The organism is Bradyrhizobium sp. (genome assembly GCF_035570375.1).
Taxonomy (GTDB): Bacteria; Pseudomonadota; Alphaproteobacteria; order Rhizobiales; family Xanthobacteraceae; genus Bradyrhizobium.
Genome location: NZ_DATMLW010000154.1, coordinates 1 through 18980, shown reverse-complemented (window position 1 = coordinate 18980; position 18980 = coordinate 1). Strand labels below are relative to the sequence as shown.

Genomic DNA, 18980 nt, shown 5'->3' with positions numbered 1-18980 from the left:
AACTTGACTCCTGGCCGAAGCTTTTACGACGAGCGTGTGACTCTCATGAGAGCCATGTGACTCCCGACGTGAGGGCGTGATGGAGATTTCTGCGTGGCCCGGTTTTCGCTACCGCTTCCAGTTGCAGATGCCGCCGGACCTGCAGGGCCAGACCTGGATCCGGGTATCGAGGGCCTGGGCATCGAGCGGGTTGCGATGGTGACGGGCGATCTTCGTGCGCGCCATCAGCCGCGGCTCGGCGCGAGCGTGTGCGACGCGCGCGCGCGGAGCAACCACCTTGGGCTCGGCTTTCGGCTCAGCAGTCACCTGCGCGCGGTTGCTCTTTTGATCGACCGTTACGTCACGGGCCCGGCGTGAAACTGGCGGCTGGGCCGAGCGGCCTGGGCGAAAGCACCGCCGTGGAAAGGTCGAGGCCGAGAAATTCGTCCGCCCGGTATTCGTCGGCGACCGCGAGGCTGCTCCAGACAAAAGCCGTGGCGCAAAAGCCTGCGATCAAAACCTTCTTCAGGACCATCAAGGCCTCCTGAAAAGCTGCAAAATACAATTTTACAATATCTAGGATACGCTCGGGGCAATTCCAATGCAATTTGCCGGCAAGGTTACCGCACGGATGCCGCGCTCCGATCAGCTCCAGGCGCATTTGGCGAGCCCTTTCGGGTGCTATAGAGTGCGCCGGCCGGGTTGCTGACAGAGCGCCCCCAAGAGGATTATGATGAAACTGGCGTCCAATTCGCGGTCAAACCTTCTCCTGTTCGTTGCCTTCGCGGCCTTGTCGCTTCTTGTTGCTCCGCCATCTCGGGCGGAAGACAGGGTTTTGCGGGTGGGCACGCTCAAACTCATTCACGGCATCACGCCTTATTTCTACGAGAAGTTCGCGCCCCCCGGCTACCGGATCGAGGTCGTGCCGTTCGAGAGCCCGACCGACGGCAAGAATGCCGTGCTGACCGGCACGGTCGACACCTGCATCCACGGGATTGCGGCCTTTCTGCTGGGCGCTGCCGCGGGCGAGCCGGTCGTCATCGTCGCGGCCGCGACCAATCGCGGCATGGGGATCGTTGCGGATGCCAAATCCGACATCAAGAGCATCAAGGACCTCAAGGGCAAGCGCGTGGCCATCTTCCCAGGCTCGACGCAGGAAGTCGTCATCCTCGAGCGCCTCAAGGCCGAAGGCATGTCGATCTCGGACATTCAGCCGATCCGGCTTTCGTTCAGCGACATGCCGGCGGCGCTCGCCCGCGGCGATGTCGATGCCTATGTCGGCGCCGAGCCCGGCCCCGGAATCTCACTTGCCAACGGCACCGGCCGTCTGGTCGAGTATCCCTATTCCACCCCGATCGGCTCGCTCAACATGATCCTTTCGACCAGCGAGAAACTGATCAAGGGCGACCCCGAGCGCCTCAAGCTGATCATCGACATGCACAAGAAGGCGACGGATTACGCGATGTCGCATCCCGACGAAATGGTGCAAGTCGCGATGCAGAAACTCGGCCAGCAGCGCAAATCGATCGAAATGGCCGTCCCCAACGTCGAATTGACCTGGAAGATCGATGACGAGTTCATCAAGCGCGCCAAGGCCTACAGCGAATTGATGGTCGAGAAGAAACAGGTTCGGCAGGCGCCCGACATGTCGCGGGCGATCACCGAACAATTCATGTAGACGGCCAACGTGAACGACCACGCCACCGCCTTGTCCGAGGGCGCGGAACGCACCCTGCCGGAAACGGCCGCCGCCGATCGCCGCAACCACCGGCAACGGCTGGAGAGGCTGCGCGCTTTCGTCCTCGGCGCCGGCTTTCCTATCCTGTTGATCCTGATCTGGGACCGCGCGGTTGCGGTCACCGGCACGCGGCTCATCCCGAGCCCGTACCAGGTCGCGGTGATGATGTATGACTTCACCTTCGGAGGCGTTTATGACGACGCCTTCTCCGGCACGATCCTCACCCACATCTTCAAATCGATGCAGCGCGTCTATGGCGGATTTCTTCTCGCCGCAGCGGTCGGCATTCCCTTAGGGATGATAATCGGGCGCATCAAGGTGTTGCGGCAACTGCTCGACCCCACAATCTCGCTGCTGCGCCCGATTCCCGTCACCGCCTGGCTGCCGCTGTCGATGATCTTTTTCGGGCTGGGGCCGAACGCGGCGATCTTCCTGGTCTTCCTCGGCGCGTTCTATCCGATCCTCCTGAACACGATTTTCGGGGTGCGCTCGATCGATCCGCGACTGTTCGAGGCGGCCGCGATGCTTGGATGTTCCGGCGCCGGGATGTTCCGGCAGATCGTGCTGCCGGCATCCCTTCCCGCCATCTTCAGCGGCTTGAGGATCGCGCACGGCTTCGCCTGGATATTGATCGTGGTCGGCGAAATGACCGGCGTTCCCACCGGTCTCGGATCGGTGGTGATGGACGGCCGCACGCTTTCACGCACCGATCTCGTGATCACCGGCATGATCGTCATCGGCGCCTGCGGTTTCGTCACCGACCGGATCATTGTCGCCATCAGCAACCGATTGCTCAGCTGGAGCCCGCAGCACCGTGAGTGAGGCCGCAGCCCAGGACATTTTGACCATCCGCGGCGTGACCAAACGCTTCGCCGTCGGCGACGGCGAGGTCGAGGCCTTGGCGGCGGTCGATCTGTCGATTCCGACGGGCGAGTTCGTCTGCATGATCGGTGCATCCGGCTGCGGGAAATCGACGCTGTTGCGCATCGTTGCAGGCTTCGAGGAGCCGACGACCGGCAATGTCGCGATGTACGGCAAGGCGATCACGGGTCCCGGCAGCGACCGTGGCATGGTGTTCCAGGACTACGCGCTGTTTCCGTGGATGACGGTGCGCGAGAACATCAGCTTCGGACCGCGGCAACGCCAGTTGCCGCGCGAGGAGAGCGCAAGGACCGCCGACGAATTCGTCAGGATGGTCGGGCTTGAACGCTTCGCCGACCGCTACCCCAACCAGCTCTCCGGCGGGATGAAGCAACGTGTCGCGATCGCCCGGGTGCTGGCCAACGACGCCAGCATCCTTTTGATGGACGAACCGTTCGGCGCGCTCGATGCGCTGACGCGCGAGCAGCTTCAGAACGAATTGCTGCAGATATGGAAGCGCACCGGCGTGACCACCATTTTTGTCACCCATTCGGTCGAGGAAGCCGTGCTGCTCGCCGATCGCGTGCTGGTCATGAGCGCGGGACCGGGACGGATCGAGAGCGATTTCCGCATCGATCTGCCGCGCCCGCGCGACGTGTCGTCTCCGGAGTTCAATGCGCTGCGGCGCGATATCGCGCGCCGGCTCACCAGCCATCTCACGCTTGCGCGGGCGTAACGCTAGCCGCATAACTTGAAAATCGTCATCGGCATCGCTAGGACCTTCCGACATGAACGATCCAACTTCACGCTCCCGCTCTGGCGGGGGAGTCCTTGAGCTTCTGCGCCGCTTCAAGGACGATTTTGCGCTCGCGGACAGCTACGCGACATCCTGCCTTGAGAAGGCGAAGGCCGCCGAGCCCGTCCTGAAGGCATTCGAATATCTTCCGCGGGATCTGACGCGCCGGCCGGGTCCGCTGTCGGGCATTCCGGTCGGGATCAAGGATATCATCGCTACCTCCGACATGCCGACCACCAACGGATCACCGATCTACCGGGATCACATTCCCGCAAGAGACGCCTGGGTGGTGGAACGCCTGCGCAATCTCGGTGCCACGATCTTCGGCAAGACGGTTTCGACCGAATTCGCCTGGCGTCATCCTGGGCCGACCACCAATCCCTGGAGTTCGAAGCACACGCCGGGCGGCTCGTCGTCCGGCTCCGCGGCGGCGGTAGCGGCCGGGATCGTACCGCTGGCGCTCGGCACGCAAACGCTGGGCTCGGTGATTCGGCCGGCGGCCTTCAACGGCGTCGTCGGTCTCAAGCCGAGTTTCGGCGCCATCCCGCGCAGTGGCGTGCACCCCTTGAGCCCTTCGCTCGATCACGTCGGTTTCTTCGCCCGCTGCGTGGATGACGTGGCCTATGCATTGTCACTGCTCGCGGCCACCAGCGAACTCGACCCGCATGGCCGGCCGGTGCCCCGCTTTGATGTCGACGTCAAAGAGGGCGTGGCGCCGCTTGAAAAGCCGCGCCTGCGGATCGTGCGATTCCAGAAATGGTCGCGGGTCGAACCGGATCAGCAGAAAATGTTTGAGGCAGCCGCGGCGAAATTGCGCGATGCCGGTGCGGTTGTGGAAGAGCGCGAATGGGAAGAACTCGATGCAACGAATTGGAGCACGGTCAATACCATTCTCTCCAGCGAGGCCGCGCTGATCTACAGCGATCTCGTCGAAAATTATCCCGATCGCACCAGCGATCATTTGAAGTCGGCCGTCAAGGCCGGAAAGGCGCTCACTGCCTTTGATTATCTCGCTGCCAGGTCGCTGCAGGAAAAATTGCGGGCCGCACTGACTGCAGAGATGTCAGGCGTCGATGCGGTCCTGACCGTTCCGGCGTTCGGCGAAGCCCCGGAAGGTCTCGGCTCTACCGGCAACGCCGAATATTGCGCGCCATGGACCCTGCTCGGCGCGCCCGCGCTATCGCTGCCGGCGGGTTTCGGCAAAAACGGCCTGCCCTTGGGCATTCAGATCGTCGGTTCCTATCGGCAGGACCTCCGTTTGCTGCGAGTAGCGAAATGGATCGAAGGCGCGCTCGCTTTCGATCCGGGCATGCCAAAAATTGCGGCCGGGTAGATCCAGTCTGACCAGAGCGGGTTTGACCTTTGCTTGAATGGTTTGTCGCTTCGACTGTTTGTCCATAAAGCCGGCGACCTGACCTTAAGGTCAACGTCCGCTCGTCTCTGACCGGCGCAGTTGCTGCGCAGCAGCGAAAACACGATGGCCAAACGGTAACGTGTGGCTGGTTGAGCGGGTCTTCGCCGGCCGAATTTGCTCAACCAGCTTGTCTCGCATCTCCCGATCCCTTTCCAAAGCACAAGCAGGATCGTAGAATTGTAGCGTCAGGCGGAGACCATTGGCATTCCGAGCCTGGTGATGCCCTGACCGTTGTGTGTGCGGAAAGGAAGGATCCGGCCAATATTTGCCTCGATCTGACGTCGCCTCGAGGGTGAAAATTGTTCGGTTGCGCTTCCTGCAGCGCGGGAGGACATCCATGAATGCGATCAATCATTCAAGTACGCAGACGAAAATCTTGTGGATTGCCGTTGCTCTTCTGGGTGCGCTGTCATTTGGGATCGTGGCGCTCCACCGGGGTGAATCGGTCAACGCCGCCTGGCTCGTCGTCGCCGCGACCTGCATTTATTTCATCGCGTATCGGTTCTATGGATTGTTCGTCGCCAACCGGGCGCTCGGAGTAGATGCCAGGCGGCAGACCCCTGCCATCCGGCACAATGACGGTCTCGATTACGTCCCGACCAATCGTTACGTCCTCTACGGCCATCATTTCGCGGCGATCGCCGGCGCGGGTCCATTGGTCGGTCCGGTGCTTGCGGCGCAAATGGGCTATCTGCCGGGCACGCTCTGGATTCTCGCTGGTGCGGTATTTGGCGGAGCGGTCCAGGACATGACCGTGCTGTTTCTGTCGACACGGCGCGATGGCCGCTCGCTCGGCGACATCGTGCGTGCCGAGATGGGACTGATGGCAGGCACCATCGCAGGCATAGGGATTCTTTTGATCTGCGTCATCGTGCTTGCGGTGCTGGCGCTCGTCGTCGTCAAGGCGCTGATCGGCAGCCCGTGGGGAACTTTTGCGGTATTCTGTTCGATACCGATCGCGCTCCTGATGGGAGTTTACAGCCGGTATATCCGCCCGGGCATGATCGGCGAAATGTCGGTACTCGGCTGCGTATTGCTTCTCGCGGCGCTGATCTATGGCAAGACCGTGTCCGAAGCGCCCGAGCTTGCCCGCTATTTCGATCTGAGAGGCGAGACATTGGCGCTGATCATCATCGGATATGGCTTCGTGGCGTCGGTGCTGCCGGTCTGGTTGCTTCTGGCTCCGCGCGACTATCTCTCGACCTTCCTCAAGATCGGCACCATCGCGCTGCTTGCCATCGGCATCCTCATCGTTCGTCCCGATCTCCAGATGCCGGCCGTGACCAAATTCATCGACGGCAGCGGACCGGTTTGGGCCGGCAACCTGTTCCCGTTCCTGTTCATCACCGTTGCCTGCGGCGCTGTTTCAGGATGGCACTCGCTTATTTCGTCCGGCACGACGCCGAAGATGATCGAGAACGAAGACCAGATCGCCTTCATAGGCTATGGCGCGATGCTGATGGAATCCTTCGTCGCCATCATGGCAATGATCGGCGCCAGCATCATCCATCCTGGCGTCTATTTCGCGATGAACAGTTCAGCGGGACTGATCGGCACCACGGCCGAGCAAGCGGCGCAAGTGATCTCGGGATGGGGGTTCACGGTGACCCCGGCCGATATCACCCAGGTTGCAAAGGACGTCGGCGAGAACTCGATCATGTCGCGCACCGGCGGCGCGCCGACGCTCGCCGTCGGCATGGCCCATATCCTGTCGTCGTTCCTCGGCGGCCGCACCCTGATGGGCATCTGGTACCACTTCGCGATCCTCTTCGAAGCCCTGTTCATCCTTACGACGGTCGATGCAGGAACGCGCGTGCTCCGGTTCATGATTCAGGATCTGATCGGCAACGCCATTCCAGCCTTCAAGGAGACTTCGTCCTGGACCAACAATATTATCGGTTCGGCGCTTTCCTGCGCACTGTGGGGCTACTTTCTCTACGTTGGCGTGATCGATCCGTTGGGTGGCATCTGGACGCTGTGGCCGTTGTTCGGGACTGCCAACCAGATGCTGGCGGCCATCGCGTTAACGCTGTGCACCGTCGTCCTGTTCAAAATGAAGCGTGAACGCTTCGCGTGGGTGACGATGGTGCCCGCGGCCTGGCTCGTGATCTGCACGACGACCGCGGGTCTCCAGAAGGTACTCAGTCCCGATCCAAATGTAGGGTTCGTCAGCCACGCTCTCAAATATGGCGACGCGATCGCGGCGGGTCAGTTACTAGCACCTGCGAAGTCGCTCGGCGAAATGCGCCGGATCGTATTCAACGACTATGTCGATGCAACGCTGGCAGCCGTGTTCGTGCTGGTGGTGGTTGCGACTGTGGTCTACGGCCTGATCAGCATTAGGCGGGCGCTCGGCAATCCGCGTCCGACCGTCATGGAAATCGGGCTCGCCGGAGCGGGCGCGGGAGGTGGCCATGCGTGAGCTACAGGATCTGTTCGACCGGTCCGCCAGTGCGGCGCGCGCCGCCCGCTATTGGAGCACGCGTACCGCGCGCCTCATGATCGGCGTTCCCGATTATGAGACATACGTCGCGCATCGGCAGGCGAAACATCCCGACCAGCCGATCATGACGTATGTGGAGTTTTTCCGCGAGCGTCAGGAAGCGCGTTATGCGATCGGGAAAGGCCGCTTCAGAGCCTGCTGCTGAAGCTATGCAGCAGGCCGGCGGACACGCTTGAGCAGCGGTTCGAGCGCTCGTTGGACTGGTTCGGTTCACCTCTCCCGCTTGCGGGGGAGGTCGCCGCACTCGCCAAGTGCGGCGGGTGGGGGCCTACTTTGAAAATTGCGCGGTGTTCGCAGTGAATACCCCCTCCCCAACCCTCCCCCGCAAGCGGGAGAGGGAGTTACTTCCATCGTCAGTTCAACCAAACTTGTCACGCCTAGCCGGCAGCCGGCGCCTCGGGCAGTTCATCGAGATGGCACGCCGCCCACTGGCCTTCCACGATCTGGCGAAGTTCCGGTACCTCGGTTCGACAGCGATCGAACACGAATGGACATCTTGTGTGGAAACGGCATCCGCTCGGCGGATTGATCGGGCTCGGGACATCGCCCTTGAGGATCATCGGTTTGCGGCGGGCCGCGGGGTCCGGCACCGGCACCGCCGAGAGCAATGCCTTGGTGTAGGGATGCCTCGGCGCGGCGAAGATTTGATGCCGTGACGCCATCTCGACGATCTTGCCGAGATACATGACTGCGACACGGTGCGTCATGTGCTCGACGATCGCGAGGTCATGACTGATGAAGAGCAGGGCCAGGCCAAATTCCCGCTGCAGATCAGAAAGCAGGTTGACGATCTGCGCCTTGACCGAGACGTCGAGTGCCGAGACGGCCTCGTCGCAGACGATCAAGTCCGGCTCTGCCGCGAGCGCCCGCGCGATGCAGATGCGCTGGCGCTGGCCGCCCGAGAATTCGTGAGGCCGTCGGTTGAGCACATCGCGCGGCAGCCGCACCGTATCCATCAGTGCAGCGACTTTCGCGTCGAGCTCCGCGGACGATCTGGCAAGGCCAAAATTGCGGATCGGCTCGGCCAGGATATCGCGCACGCGCAGCCGCGGATTAAGGCTGGAGAACGGATCCTGAAACACCACCTGCACGCGTCGGCGTATCGGGCGCAGCCTGTCGGCTGACAGATCGTCGATGCGTTGGCCATCCAGCACCACCTGGCCGGCGGTGATGTCGAACAGGCGCAGGATGGCGCGCCCAACCGTCGATTTGCCGCAGCCGGATTCGCCGACGAGTGACAGGGTCTCGCCACGTCCGATCTCGAAGGATACGCCGTCCACCGCATAGACCCAGCTTGCCTTCCGGCTGAACAGGGGGCCGCGAACCGGAAAATATTTCTTGAGGTCGTTGACCTGCAACAGCGGGGCGCTCATGCCGCGGCAGCTTTCCAGTGTCCCGATTCTGAAGTTCGTATCATTTGCGGAACCCACGTTTACGAACTTCGGAATCGAAGGGACACTGGCAAATCAAGTTAATCTGCTGTGGCTTTGGTTCAAAAATCCGCATGACGACCTCGCGGCAATAATGATGCGGACTTTTGAACCGCCACACCAGGTGCAAAATGACAGGCGGCGAGGTGACGGGAGGATTTTTCCTCAAGTCCCGGCGCCACCTCACGGCAAAGATCGGTGGCAAGAGAACAGCGCCCGGCAAAGGCGCAACCCTCGACGCGTTGGCTGGGACCGGGCACCTGTCCCGGAATCTCGGCGAGACGCCGTGCCGCACCGGTGAGCGAGGAGCCGAGCCTGGGCACCGCGCCGAGCAGCCCCCTTGTATAGGGATGCAGTGGAGCGCGGAAAAGCTCGGCCACCGGCGCCTCCTCGACCTTGCGGCCGGCATACATGACCATGACGCGCTCAGCGACTTCGGCGACCACGCCGAGATCATGGGTGATCAGGATGACAGCCGCACCGACGCGGCGTTTGAGGTCCAGCATCAGCTGCAGAATCTGCGCCTGGATCGTGACGTCCAGCGCCGTGGTCGGCTCGTCGGCGATCAGAAGCTTCGGACTGCAGGCGAGCGAAATCGCAATCACGACGCGCTGGCGCATGCCACCCGAGAGCTGGTGCGGATATTCGCGCACGCGACGCGCCGGTTCGGGGATGCCAACCAGGGTCAGCATCTCGATGGCGCGTGCCTCGGCGGCCTCCTTGTCGAGCCCCTGATGCAATCGCAGCGTCTCGCGGATCTGGCGGCCAACGGTCAGCACCGGATTGAGGCTCGTCATCGGCTCCTGGAAGATCATCGAAATGTCGTTGCCGCGGATGGCGCGCATTTCGGCATCGGAGAGTTTTAGGAGATCCTTGCCGCGGAACCGGATTGTGCCCGAAATCTTGCCCGGCGGCTCGGGGATGAGCCGCATCAGCGACATCGAGGTGACCGACTTGCCGCATCCGGACTCGCCGACGATGGCCAGCGTCTCGCCTTCGTCGACATGGAAGGAGACGCCGTCGACGGCACGGTTGATGCCCTCAGGCGTGCGGAAATGGGTCTGCAGGTTCTCGACCTCGAGCAATGCCATCGGCTAGCGACCCTTTTTCCGCCCGCGCATCATAAGCCTTTGGCCATGCGCGGGTCGAGCGCATCGCGCAAGCCGTCACCGAGCAGATTGACGGCGAGCACGGTGACCGACAGAAATGCGGCAGGAAAGAATACGATGAAGGGCTTAACCTGCCACAGCGCTCTTCCCTCGGCCATGATGTTGCCCCACGACGGAATCGTGGGCGGCGTGCCGGCGCCGATGAAGGAGAGAATGGATTCCACGATCATGGCGCTGGCGCAGACGTAAGTGGCCTGCACCAGTATCGGCGCCAGCGTGTTGGGCAGGATGTGGCGAAGGATGATCATCGGCGTTCGCGTGCCGGAGGCGACGGCGGCGTCCACGTAAGCCTGCTCGCGCAACGACAGCACCACGCCCCGCACCAGGCGCGAAACGCGCGGGATTTCGGCAACCGTGATCGCCATGATGACGTTGCCGACACTGCCGCGCGTCAATGCCATGAGCGCCACCGCGAGCAGGATCGGCGGGATCGACATCAGCCCGTCCATGAACCGCATGATGACGGTGTCGGCCCATCGCACGAAACCCGAGACCAGGCCAACGACAAGACCGGCGAACGTGGCCAATACAGCGACCGAGAGGCCAACCGTCAGCGAGACCCGGGTGCCGTAGAGCACGCGTGAATAGATGTCGCGGCCAAGTGCGTCGGTGCCGAACCAGAAGTCCGCGGACGGAGGGCGCGTACGCTTTGCAGGTGCCAAGGCGGTGGGATCAACGGTCCCGAGGTAGGGCGCGAAAATCCCGATGAAAACCAGGCCAAGGAGCAACAGGCCGCCGATCGCGACCGTCGGATTATTGCGCAGAAAGCCGAACACCCCGCGGTGGACTTTCACCGGCAGCAACAGGTCCGGCAGTTGCGGCGCGACGACGAGACCGGGCGGCACTGGCGCCGAGCTGGTGGCCGAGACGGTCAATAGCGTATCCTCGGATCGATCAGGGTGTAGGTGACGTCGACCACCAGATTGACCAGCGCATAGAGAAAGCTGAACATCAACACGATGCCCTGGATGACCGGATAGTCGCGGCGCAGGATCGCATCGACCGTCAGGCGGCCGAGGCCCGGAATCGCGAATACGCTTTCGGTCACCACTGCGCCCCCGATCAGCAAGGCTACCCCAATGCCGATCACCGTTACGATCGGCACGGCCGCGTTCTTGAGCGCATGAACGAACAGGATATTGCGCTGGCCCAAGCCCTTGGCGCGCGCGGTGCGGATATAATCCTGCTGCAACACCTCGAGCATGGAGGCGCGGGTAATACGTGCGATCAGCGCGATGTAGACGCAGCCGAGCGCGACAGACGGAAGGATCAGGTTCTGTAGCCAGGGCCAGAAGCCGTTGGCGAGCGGGCTATACCCCTGCACGGGAAGCCATTCGAACTCAAGCGCAAACACATAGGCAAGGACATATCCGACCACAAAGACCGGAAGCGAAAAGGCGGACACGGCGAATGCCATGATCATGCGATCCACCCAGGTTCCCGCCTTCCAGGCCGCCAACACGCCAAGCGGAATCGCGACGAGGATGGTAAGGACCAGAGTAAGAGACATCAGCGAAAGCGTCGGCTCGATCCGCTGCGCGATCAACGAGGTGACCGGCAGGTTGGTGAAGATCGACGTGCCGAGATCGAAGTGCAGAATTCGCCAGGACCAGGTTCCGAACTGGACCAGGAACGGCCGGTCAAGGCCGAGGCTCTCGCGAATCCGTTCGACGTCGGCAGGGCTCGCCTGATCGCCGGCGATCACCGCCGCCGGATCGCCCGGCGCGATGTAGAGCAGGCTGAAGACGAACAGCGCGACGATCGCCATCAACGGAATGGTCAGGAGGACGCGGCGGAAGATATACGAAACCATAAGGGTTCACCGCACCGTCACGCGGTCTTGGACACGCCCCAGAAGAAGGGCAGCGGCCCCTTTGCGATACCGGAGACGTTCTTGCGCCAGGCCGTGTAACTCAGGAAGAAACCGGTCGGCGCATAAATAACATCCTCGAGCGCCGCCTTGTTGAGGCGACTGACCGCAGCCTTCTCCTCATCGAGGTTTCCGGCGGCAAACCAGGCGGCGACTTCAGCCTCCACCTTCTCGCTCGTTGGCCAACCAAACCACGCCTTGTCACCAGTGGCGCGAATGGCGATATAGACGGCAGGATTGACGCAGTCCGCGCCGGCGTGCCAGGTGTGGAACATCTCCCAGCCGCCCTGGCTGTGAGGCGCCTTCTGGGCGCGGCGCGCGCCGACCGTGCCCCAATCGGTGGCGACGAAGTCCACATTCATGCCCATGCGTTTCAGGAGGTCCGCCGTGACGTCACCCTGCGCCTTGGTGATCACCTGGTCCTGCGCCACGATGCAGGAAACCGGCTGGTTGGCATAGCCGCTCTCGGCCAGAAGCTTCTTGGCGAGATCGAAGTCGCGCTTGCCTTTAAGGATCTCACCGCCCTCTTCCGTATAGAGCGGGGTATTGGGCGTGAAGTAGCCCGGCAGCGGCTTCCACAGCGAGGTATCGTCTCCGACCAGCGCCCGCATGTAGTCTTCCTGGCTCAGCGCCGTGAGTACCGCACGTCGCGCCCGCACATCGTTGAAAGGCGGGTGCAGATGGTTCATCCGGAATGAACCGATGTTGCCGAGCGGGTCGGCGATGTCGACGCTGATATTGCGATTTTTCTTCAGCACTGGCACGAGATCGGGAAGCGGATTCTCCCACCAGTCGACCTCGCCATTCTGCAAGGCGGCCGCCGCGGTGGCAGGATCGGGGATGACCACCCATTCAATGCGATCGAACAGCATCTGCTTGCCGCCTGAAAGCCAGGACGCCTTTTCCTGCCGCGGCACGTAATCGGCAAATTTCTCAAACACCGATCTGGCGCCCGGTACCCACTCGCTCCGGACGAACCTCATGGGGCCCGAGCCCACATATTCGCTGATCTGCTTGAACGGGTCGGTCCGGGCGATGCGCTCCGGCATGATGAAGGCGCAAGGCGTGCTGTTCTTGCCCAGCGCCAGCAGCATTTTCGGATAGGGCTGCTTCAGCACCCATTTGAATGTTCGGTCGTCGACAGCGGTGAGTTCGTTCTGGATCGCCTTGAGCATCAGCCCCATGGAATCGCGGTTCGACCAGCGGGTCAGGCTCGCCACCACGTCCTTGGCCAGCACCGGCTCGCCGTCATGGAACTTGAGACCCGGCCGCAGGCGAAAGGTCCAGATCAGGCCGTCATCCGACGTCTCCTCCGACTCAACCATCTGGCGCTGCGGCTGCAGCGAGGAGTCGAAGCCGTAGAGAGTGTCCCACACCAGCGCAGCCGCGTTGCGCACCACATATTGCGTGGTCCAGATGGGGTCGAAATTCGCAAGATCCGCCTGCGGCACAAAGCGCAGGGTGCGCGCGGCGGCCCCCTGCGAGAGCGCCGGCATGGAAAGGCCACCCGTTGCCGCCAGGCTTCCCGCTCCGGCCAATCCCTTCAACAATGTCCGGCGATCCATCGGGCCCTCCGGTTCAAAAATCGCGATTGCGCCTCGAGCTAGAGCTCCGATTCCGAAGTTCGCAAGCTATCGCGGCGACGTCTAATGCGAACTTCGGAATCGAAGGAGCTCTAGCAACTTGTTGATTCTAGTGCGGCTTTGAATTTGAAGTTCCTATTACGAACTTGCCGCGATGCCGATAGGAACTTAAAATTCACCGCACTAGCCGGTCGGCCAACGGCGAACAGGCTTTGTCGTCTGCAAATGATGTGCCAGCGGCCCCCGATCTACCGGCGGGTCTGGTCGAACAAGGCAATTCAAGTATTCGTTTTGCGAACCGATCACATCACTTTCAGCCCGGCTTGGCCAGACTGTTAGTGCGGCGGATTTGACATTCGCGTCGCATCACCGCGAGTCCTCATGGCGAATGTAAAAATCCAAAACCGCACCAGAAGCTTTTATTTTACTGGTGTCCCTGCAACATGACACGAATGCCAGAACCGGGACATTAGCTGAATTTCGCCGACGGTTTCGGATGCCACCAGCGACCGCCGATCACCACGCCTTCGGACACGATCTTGCGCTCGCCGATCAGGTGCTCACCGACGACATCGACGTAGTCGAAGCGGCCCTCCTTGACCGAGATCATGGTTGCATCTCCGACACTGCCCGGCTTGAGGCTGCCAAGCTCGGGGCGGCGCAGCGCCATCGCCGCATTGACGGTCGAGGCCGCCACCACATCGGGAAGCGACATTCCCATGCACAGGAACTTGGACATGGTCGTCACCTGATCGAAGGCGGGGCCGTTGATGCAGAGGATATGGACGTCCGAGGAAATGGTGTCCGGGTAAAAGCCGTTGGCAAGCATGGCGCGCGCGGTCTTGAAGGCAAATGAGCCTTTGCCGTGGCCGATGTCAAACAAGACGCCGCGCTCGCGTGCTTCCAGTACAACCTTTTTTACCGTTCCTTGCGCGGTGGCAGGCGAGTTGGGAAACGGCCGGAAGGCGTGGGTGAGAACGTCGCCCGGGCGCAGGCGACTGACCACCTCCTCGTAACTCGGCGGCGGATGGTCGATATGTGCCATCAGCGGCATGCCGACCGCGTCGGCGACCTCAAGGGCAATTTCGAGCGGCACGATCCCCGAGGTGCCGGACGAGTTCCGGCCGACCCGCACCTTGATGCCGACGATCAGGTCGCGGTTGGCGTCCGCGACCTCCGCTGCGTCGATCGGATTCATCAGACGTATTTCCTCGCTCTCCCCGACCATGACCCGATGCGAGTAGGCGTAAATGCCGGCATGTGAAACATGCAGATAGGCAAGGATGCGGACCTGGCTCGGTTCGATCACGTGCTTGCGAAAGCCTGCAAAATTGCCCGGGCCGGCGCTGCCGGTATCGATCGCCGTGGTGACGCCGGAGGTGCGGCAGAACTCCTCGGCGTCGATGCCGATCGAGGTGCCTCCCCAATAAACATGCGTGTGCAGATCGATCAGGCCGGGGGTGACGATACAACCCGATACATCGCGCACCTCGGTCCCGCGCTCGGCCTTCAGTGCGTTTCCGATTACGGCCACCTTGCCGTCGGCGAAGCCGACATCCGTGACGGCGTCGAGTTTTTGAGAGGGATCGACAACGCGTCCGCCGCGCAGGATCAAATCAAGGGGCATCATGTTCTCCGAATGAAGGGGTGACAAAAGCAACCGGAGCATTTCGGCCGGGCGCAAATAATTGAGCAAATAGTTGCATCGCTGTCACCTTTCGCGGCAGGCGATGTCGCCGCTTTTTGCCCGGCCGCGATCTCCAAAAATCGAATGGCGAGGACGACGCGAATTAGCCGCTCGCCCCAAATCATGATGCGATTAACTAAAATCGCATCATGATCTCATCTCTTTGGTTGAGCATGATCTCAGCGCCAACGCGTTTTCGCGTTTGTTAGCTGAGGGAAAACCGGTTCCCACTTTGCGCTAGCGCGGCCCTTCGGGTCCGGATCATGCCCTAACCGAGCATCTGGGTATCGCCGCAGATCGAAATCGCCTGGCCTGAAATGGTCTTGCCGCGCGGGCTGCACATGAACAGAATTTGGTCGGCGAGCTGATCGGGCGTCACATATTCCTTGATCGAGGTGTAGGAGAACGCGGTGCGCTCCATCTCCGTGTAGGAAATGCCGCGCTGCTGCGCCTTGGCCTGAAGCACGCGCCGCTGCCGGTCTCCCGCGACGAGCCCGGGCAGGATCGCGTTGACGCGGATGTTGTCCGGACCGAGTTCGATCGACAGCGATTTGGTGAAACCGATCACGCCCCATTTCGCCGCTGCATAGGGCGTTCGCATCGCAAAGCCGAGCCGACCCGCGGCCGAGGAGACGTTGACGATCGAAGCGTTTTTGCTCCTGCGCAGCAGAGGCACGGCGAGCCGCGAGCAGTTGAACTGCCCGGTGAGACAGATTTCGAGACAGCGGTCCCAGTCTTCGGGATTCATCTCCTCGACCTTCGACGTCGGCCCGGCGACGCCGGCATTGTTGACCAGCACGTCGAGGCCGCGAAGGTTTCCGCTCGCTTCCTCGAACAATCGCTTCACGGCACGACGGTCGGAAACATCGCACTTGGTCTGCGTGATCGAGGGATCGTTGTTGGCAAGCGCGGCCAGCGCCGCGTCATCGACGTCGCAGGTGTGAACCCGCGCGCCTTCGCGGACGAAGGCCCGCGCGATCGCAAGCCCGATGCCGTTGGCGCCTGCCGTCACCAGCACGCGCAAGCCTTTGATGTCGAGGTTCATGATCGCTCCGAATTATCGTCGAGAATGTCAACCCGAAAGCCCGCCGCGCGAAACAATGACCTCAGCCGCGCCGCTGATGTCGGCGGCGATGCCCGCCTGCGCCGCCGCCGCATCGCCCTCGGCAATTGCCTTGCGCACATTGGCGTGAAAACGGATCGCATCGCCCTTCGCCAACCGTTCGGGATTGGCACGCAAATCGAGATTGATGACCGGGCCGGCCTTGAGCCAGAGCGCGCGGATGATTTCCACCAGGATCGGCGAGCGCGCCGCTTCGTAAACCGCAAAATGAAACGTCTTGTTGAGTTCGACGGCGCGCGGCAGATCGGGCCTCGACTTCATGCTCTCGGCCCGCATTGCCTCCTCGGCGCGCGCGATCGCGGCAAGATCGTCGTCGTTTCGTTGCAGCGCCGCCTGGGCTGCGGCATGGCCCTCGATCGCGATCCTCACCTTGGTCAAATCCCGAAACTGCGCCACCGACATCAACGGCACGCGCACCGCACGGTTCGGCATCACTTCCAGCGCCCGGTCGGCAACGAGCCGCGATACCGCTTCGCGTACCGGCATGATCGAGACGCCGAGCACCTCGGCCGCGGTGCGCAGCGACAATCGCTCGCCCGGCGCAAGGCGGCCGGAAATCAGGAGATCGGCGAGTTGCGCATAGGCGCGTTCACCGAGCGTCTGACGGTCGAGCGGTTCGACCAGGTTGAGCGCCGCCGGTAAATTCAACGCGTGGTCTCCAGCGATGGTTTTGAAGACGAGGAGGACTCGACAAGCCCGCTTTCTTTTGCAACTCTAACTGTGATCACAGAACCCCGTCGTTTTCAACCGCACAAAACGCAGGTGACGCAGGAGCCTTGAAATACAAGGCTTTATGCTTACACTTATCGTGACGGATCGGGGCGGGAAGCGGCAGATCACGCACCAGACTGCTTCCCATATGCTTCCCAGAGGTTTGTGATGACGAAACGACAGAGTAAGCCGGAAGCCCTGCGACTGACAGATGCGAGCGTTGCCGGGCTCGAGCTGCCCGAGGGCAAAGACGAGCATTTCGTCTGGGATGCGGCATTGCCGTCCTTCGGAATTAGGATCCGCGCCGGCGCCAAGCGCTGGTACATCCAGTACCGGGTGGGTCGGCAGCAACGCCGTGAAAGCCTAGGCGACGTTCGCAAGATCAAACTTGTCGACGCACACAAGATCGCTCGGCAGCGTTTCGCGCAAGTCGAGCTGGGCGCCGATCCCGCCGGCGATCGAGCCCGCTCTCGGGCGGAAGCCGCGGCCATCAAGCAGACTGTCGGGTCGGTGGTCGAGCTCTACCTCACGGCCAAGAAGGGCGAGCTGCGCCCCGCGTCTCTGCAAGCGGCGAGCCGATACCTGCGATCGCATTGCCGGGCGCTGCACTCCATTCCGATCGCGACTGCTGCGCACGCGCGCGCCGACGTGGCTGCCGTTCTGCAGACGGTCCATTCCAATAACGGCCGAATTGCCGCAGCCCGGTGCCGTGCCAATCTGTCGGCGATGTTCGGCTGGGCGATCCGCGCCGGGATGTGCGACGTCAACCCCGTGCTCGCCACCAACAATCCCGGGAAAGGCGCCCGAGCCCGCGAGCGTGTGCTCAGCGATGCAGAGTTACGTTCTATCTGGCGTGCGTGTCCGGATGATCTCTTCGGCCGCGCCATCAAACTGTTGGTCTTGGTTGGGTGTAGGCGCGGAGAAGTCGGCGACCTTCGCTGGGACGAGATCGATCTCGAGACCGGTGTGATGACAATCCCAGGCACGCGCACGAAAAACGGCCGGGCGCTGGTCCTGACTTTGCCGGAAATGGCCCTCGAGATCCTGCGCACAACGCCTCGACGGCCCGGGCAGCCGTACGTCTTCGGCAAAGCCGGTGCCGCGGGCTTTAACGCCTGGAATTATCATCTAGGCCCACTCAACGCTCGAATTGCCGCCGCCGGCGGCGCCTTGCCACCCTGGACAATTCACGATTTGCGCCGATCGATGCGTTCCGGCCTGGGCCGGCTCGGCGTGCCGCCGCACATCGCAGAATTGGCGATCGGCCACCACCAGCGCGGCGTTACAGCGGTTTACGATCGATATTCGTACCAAGCCGAGATCAAGACCGCGCTCGCCCGCTGGGCTGATCACGTTGCGGCCATCGTCGACGATCGCCAGAGCAACGTGGTGTCGATACGGGTATAACAAAACGCGCGAGGGATAGGCCGGCCAGCCGACAAGCCGAGGTGCACCTCTCGGTTTCCCGCGCGCACCATAAAGGTGCTTGTGCGAGGTGCGCACATGGGTATCGATTATGGCGAGCTTGACCTAGAGGGCCTTGTCCGGCTTTTGATCGATACCGCCAACACGTCCCTGGAGTCCAAGATCGACGATCGCGAACCCTTGCAATGGGCGGTCGGCAAGCTGAGCAGGTTTTGCGCCGCGATCGAGGCGCTCGAACAATCAGGATTTAGTCCGGCACAGAAACGCGCAGAAAGGCGGTCCCTCATCTCGCGCGCGTTGGCGGCCGCCTTCGAAATTGGCTCTCTCGCCACGGAATCCAAAAACACTGTCAGCGTCATCAAGCATCGGGGCACGACCCCAGCCCGCGCAGAGAGAAGCCGGCTAAAACGAGAGAGCGACCGAATCTTGTCGGAGATCGTTGCAGGGTTGCAGCGTCCTGGCGATGAAGCACATCCCTATAAAGCAGCCGACGCCATCTTGGGCAGGGTCAATCAGGCGCTTGAAGCGGAGGGCCACCCTCACGTTGGCCGTGATCGAGTTGCCGGACTCCTCAAAGGTCAACCTGCGCGCTCTTGAAGTTTCGCGCGTTCTGTCAGTCCACGACTCAAAGTTTGTCGCGTTCTGACAGTCTGCGACAAGCTCCGCGCGACATAAATCATCCTATCGGTTT

At 62.0% G+C, this 18980-nt stretch carries 18 protein-coding genes; 9 read left to right on the top strand and 9 right to left on the bottom strand.

Annotation, left to right across the window (positions count from 1 at the left end; all coding sequences use genetic code 11):
* The first annotated feature begins 93 nt into the window (after positions 1 to 93).
* Positions 94 to 357: a hypothetical protein gene (locus VNX23_RS16630; protein WP_325631756.1), complete on the top strand. Its 264-nt coding sequence runs from the start codon at positions 94 to 96 to the stop codon at positions 355 to 357.
* Here the strand turns inward: VNX23_RS16630 and VNX23_RS16625 are convergent.
* Positions 341 to 514, bottom strand: coding sequence for a hypothetical protein (locus VNX23_RS16625; protein ID WP_325631755.1), 174 nt, complete (start codon positions 512 to 514; stop codon positions 341 to 343). The genes VNX23_RS16630 and VNX23_RS16625 overlap by 17 nt on opposite strands.
* Positions 515 to 718: 204 nt before the next feature.
* On the opposite strand from VNX23_RS16625, the gene VNX23_RS16620 reads away from it, so the two are divergent.
* From VNX23_RS16620 to VNX23_RS16595, 6 genes are all read left to right on the top strand, one after another.
* Positions 719 to 1657: an ABC transporter substrate-binding protein gene (locus VNX23_RS16620; protein WP_414643022.1), complete on the top strand. Its 939-nt coding sequence runs from the start codon at positions 719 to 721 to the stop codon at positions 1655 to 1657.
* Positions 1658 to 1666: 9 nt separating this feature from the next.
* Positions 1667 to 2539, top strand: coding sequence for an ABC transporter permease (locus VNX23_RS16615; protein WP_414643020.1), 873 nt, complete (start codon positions 1667 to 1669; stop codon positions 2537 to 2539).
* Positions 2532 to 3314 (top strand): ABC transporter ATP-binding protein, encoded by a 783-nt coding sequence (locus tag VNX23_RS16610; protein ID WP_325631753.1) that lies wholly within the window; start codon positions 2532 to 2534, stop codon positions 3312 to 3314. Before VNX23_RS16615 ends, VNX23_RS16610 begins: the two co-directional genes overlap by 8 nt.
* A gap of 52 nt (positions 3315 to 3366) precedes the next feature.
* Positions 3367 to 4707: an amidase gene (locus VNX23_RS16605; RefSeq protein WP_325631751.1), complete on the top strand. Its 1341-nt coding sequence runs from the start codon at positions 3367 to 3369 to the stop codon at positions 4705 to 4707.
* A gap of 418 nt (positions 4708 to 5125) precedes the next feature.
* Positions 5126 to 7210 (top strand): carbon starvation CstA family protein, encoded by a 2085-nt coding sequence (locus tag VNX23_RS16600; protein ID WP_325631749.1) that lies wholly within the window; start codon positions 5126 to 5128, stop codon positions 7208 to 7210.
* Positions 7203 to 7436 (top strand): YbdD/YjiX family protein, encoded by a 234-nt coding sequence (locus VNX23_RS16595; protein ID WP_325631747.1) that lies wholly within the window; start codon positions 7203 to 7205, stop codon positions 7434 to 7436. Before VNX23_RS16600 ends, VNX23_RS16595 begins: the two co-directional genes overlap by 8 nt.
* Before the next feature lie 232 nt (positions 7437 to 7668).
* Here the strand turns inward: VNX23_RS16595 and VNX23_RS16590 are convergent, their stop codons facing one another.
* The 8 genes from VNX23_RS16590 to VNX23_RS16555 all read right to left on the bottom strand — a co-directional run bounded on the left by VNX23_RS16590 (position 7669) and on the right by VNX23_RS16555 (position 16801).
* Positions 7669 to 8664, bottom strand: a complete 996-nt coding sequence (locus VNX23_RS16590) for an oligopeptide/dipeptide ABC transporter ATP-binding protein (protein WP_325631745.1) — start codon at positions 8662 to 8664, stop codon at positions 7669 to 7671.
* A gap of 119 nt (positions 8665 to 8783) precedes the next feature.
* On the bottom strand, positions 8784 to 9812 hold the full coding sequence (locus tag VNX23_RS16585) for an ABC transporter ATP-binding protein (RefSeq protein ID WP_325631744.1): 1029 nt from the start codon (positions 9810 to 9812) through the stop codon (positions 8784 to 8786).
* Positions 9813 to 9841: 29 nt separating this feature from the next.
* Positions 9842 to 10765: an ABC transporter permease gene (locus VNX23_RS16580; RefSeq protein ID WP_325631742.1), complete on the bottom strand. Its 924-nt coding sequence runs from the start codon at positions 10763 to 10765 to the stop codon at positions 9842 to 9844.
* Complete coding sequence (locus tag VNX23_RS16575; RefSeq protein WP_325631741.1) at positions 10762 to 11703, bottom strand: ABC transporter permease; 942 nt, start codon at positions 11701 to 11703, stop codon at positions 10762 to 10764. The genes VNX23_RS16580 and VNX23_RS16575 overlap by 4 nt, the downstream gene beginning before the upstream one ends.
* 17 nt (positions 11704 to 11720) lie before the next feature.
* Positions 11721 to 13325, bottom strand: a complete 1605-nt coding sequence (locus tag VNX23_RS16570; protein ID WP_325631740.1) for an ABC transporter substrate-binding protein — start codon at positions 13323 to 13325, stop codon at positions 11721 to 11723.
* Between the two features lie 487 nt (positions 13326 to 13812).
* Complete coding sequence (locus VNX23_RS16565; RefSeq protein WP_325631738.1) at positions 13813 to 14970, bottom strand: amidohydrolase/deacetylase family metallohydrolase; 1158 nt, start codon at positions 14968 to 14970, stop codon at positions 13813 to 13815.
* A 328-nt stretch (positions 14971 to 15298) separates the two neighbouring features.
* Complete coding sequence (locus VNX23_RS16560) at positions 15299 to 16075, bottom strand: SDR family oxidoreductase (RefSeq protein ID WP_325631736.1); 777 nt, start codon at positions 16073 to 16075, stop codon at positions 15299 to 15301.
* A 27-nt stretch (positions 16076 to 16102) separates the two neighbouring features.
* On the bottom strand, positions 16103 to 16801 hold the full coding sequence (locus tag VNX23_RS16555; protein WP_325631734.1) for a GntR family transcriptional regulator: 699 nt from the start codon (positions 16799 to 16801) through the stop codon (positions 16103 to 16105).
* A 231-nt stretch (positions 16802 to 17032) separates the two neighbouring features.
* On the opposite strand from VNX23_RS16555, the gene VNX23_RS16550 reads away from it, so the two are divergent.
* Together VNX23_RS16550 and VNX23_RS16545 are read left to right on the top strand one after the other, a co-directional pair.
* The gene (locus VNX23_RS16550; RefSeq protein ID WP_325631732.1) at positions 17033 to 18271 is read left to right on the top strand and encodes a tyrosine-type recombinase/integrase; all 1239 of its coding nucleotides are present in this window, start codon (positions 17033 to 17035) and stop codon (positions 18269 to 18271) included.
* A 144-nt stretch (positions 18272 to 18415) separates the two neighbouring features.
* Complete coding sequence (locus VNX23_RS16545; RefSeq protein WP_325631731.1) at positions 18416 to 18886, top strand: hypothetical protein; 471 nt, start codon at positions 18416 to 18418, stop codon at positions 18884 to 18886.
* Positions 18887 to 18980: the final 94 nt, after the last annotated feature.

Coding starts and splice junctions, on each gene's coding strand:
- VNX23_RS16625 (WP_325631755.1), bottom strand. CDS start 514: ATGGTCCTGAAGAAGGTTTTGATCGCAGGCTTTTGCGCCACGGCTTTT.
- VNX23_RS16605 (WP_325631751.1), top strand. CDS start 3,367: ATGAACGATCCAACTTCACGCTCCCGCTCTGGCGGGGGAGTCCTTGAG.
- VNX23_RS16600 (WP_325631749.1), top strand. CDS start 5,126: ATGAATGCGATCAATCATTCAAGTACGCAGACGAAAATCTTGTGGATT.
- VNX23_RS16595 (WP_325631747.1), top strand. CDS start 7,203: ATGCGTGAGCTACAGGATCTGTTCGACCGGTCCGCCAGTGCGGCGCGC.
- VNX23_RS16590 (WP_325631745.1), bottom strand. CDS start 8,664: ATGAGCGCCCCGCTGTTGCAGGTCAACGACCTCAAGAAATATTTTCCG.
- VNX23_RS16585 (WP_325631744.1), bottom strand. CDS start 9,812: ATGGCATTGCTCGAGGTCGAGAACCTGCAGACCCATTTCCGCACGCCT.
- VNX23_RS16575 (WP_325631741.1), bottom strand. CDS start 11,703: ATGGTTTCGTATATCTTCCGCCGCGTCCTCCTGACCATTCCGTTGATG.
- VNX23_RS16570 (WP_325631740.1), bottom strand. CDS start 13,325: ATGGATCGCCGGACATTGTTGAAGGGATTGGCCGGAGCGGGAAGCCTG.
- VNX23_RS16565 (WP_325631738.1), bottom strand. CDS start 14,970: ATGCCCCTTGATTTGATCCTGCGCGGCGGACGCGTTGTCGATCCCTCT.
- VNX23_RS16560 (WP_325631736.1), bottom strand. CDS start 16,075: ATGAACCTCGACATCAAAGGCTTGCGCGTGCTGGTGACGGCAGGCGCC.
- VNX23_RS16550 (WP_325631732.1), top strand. CDS start 17,033: ATGACGAAACGACAGAGTAAGCCGGAAGCCCTGCGACTGACAGATGCG.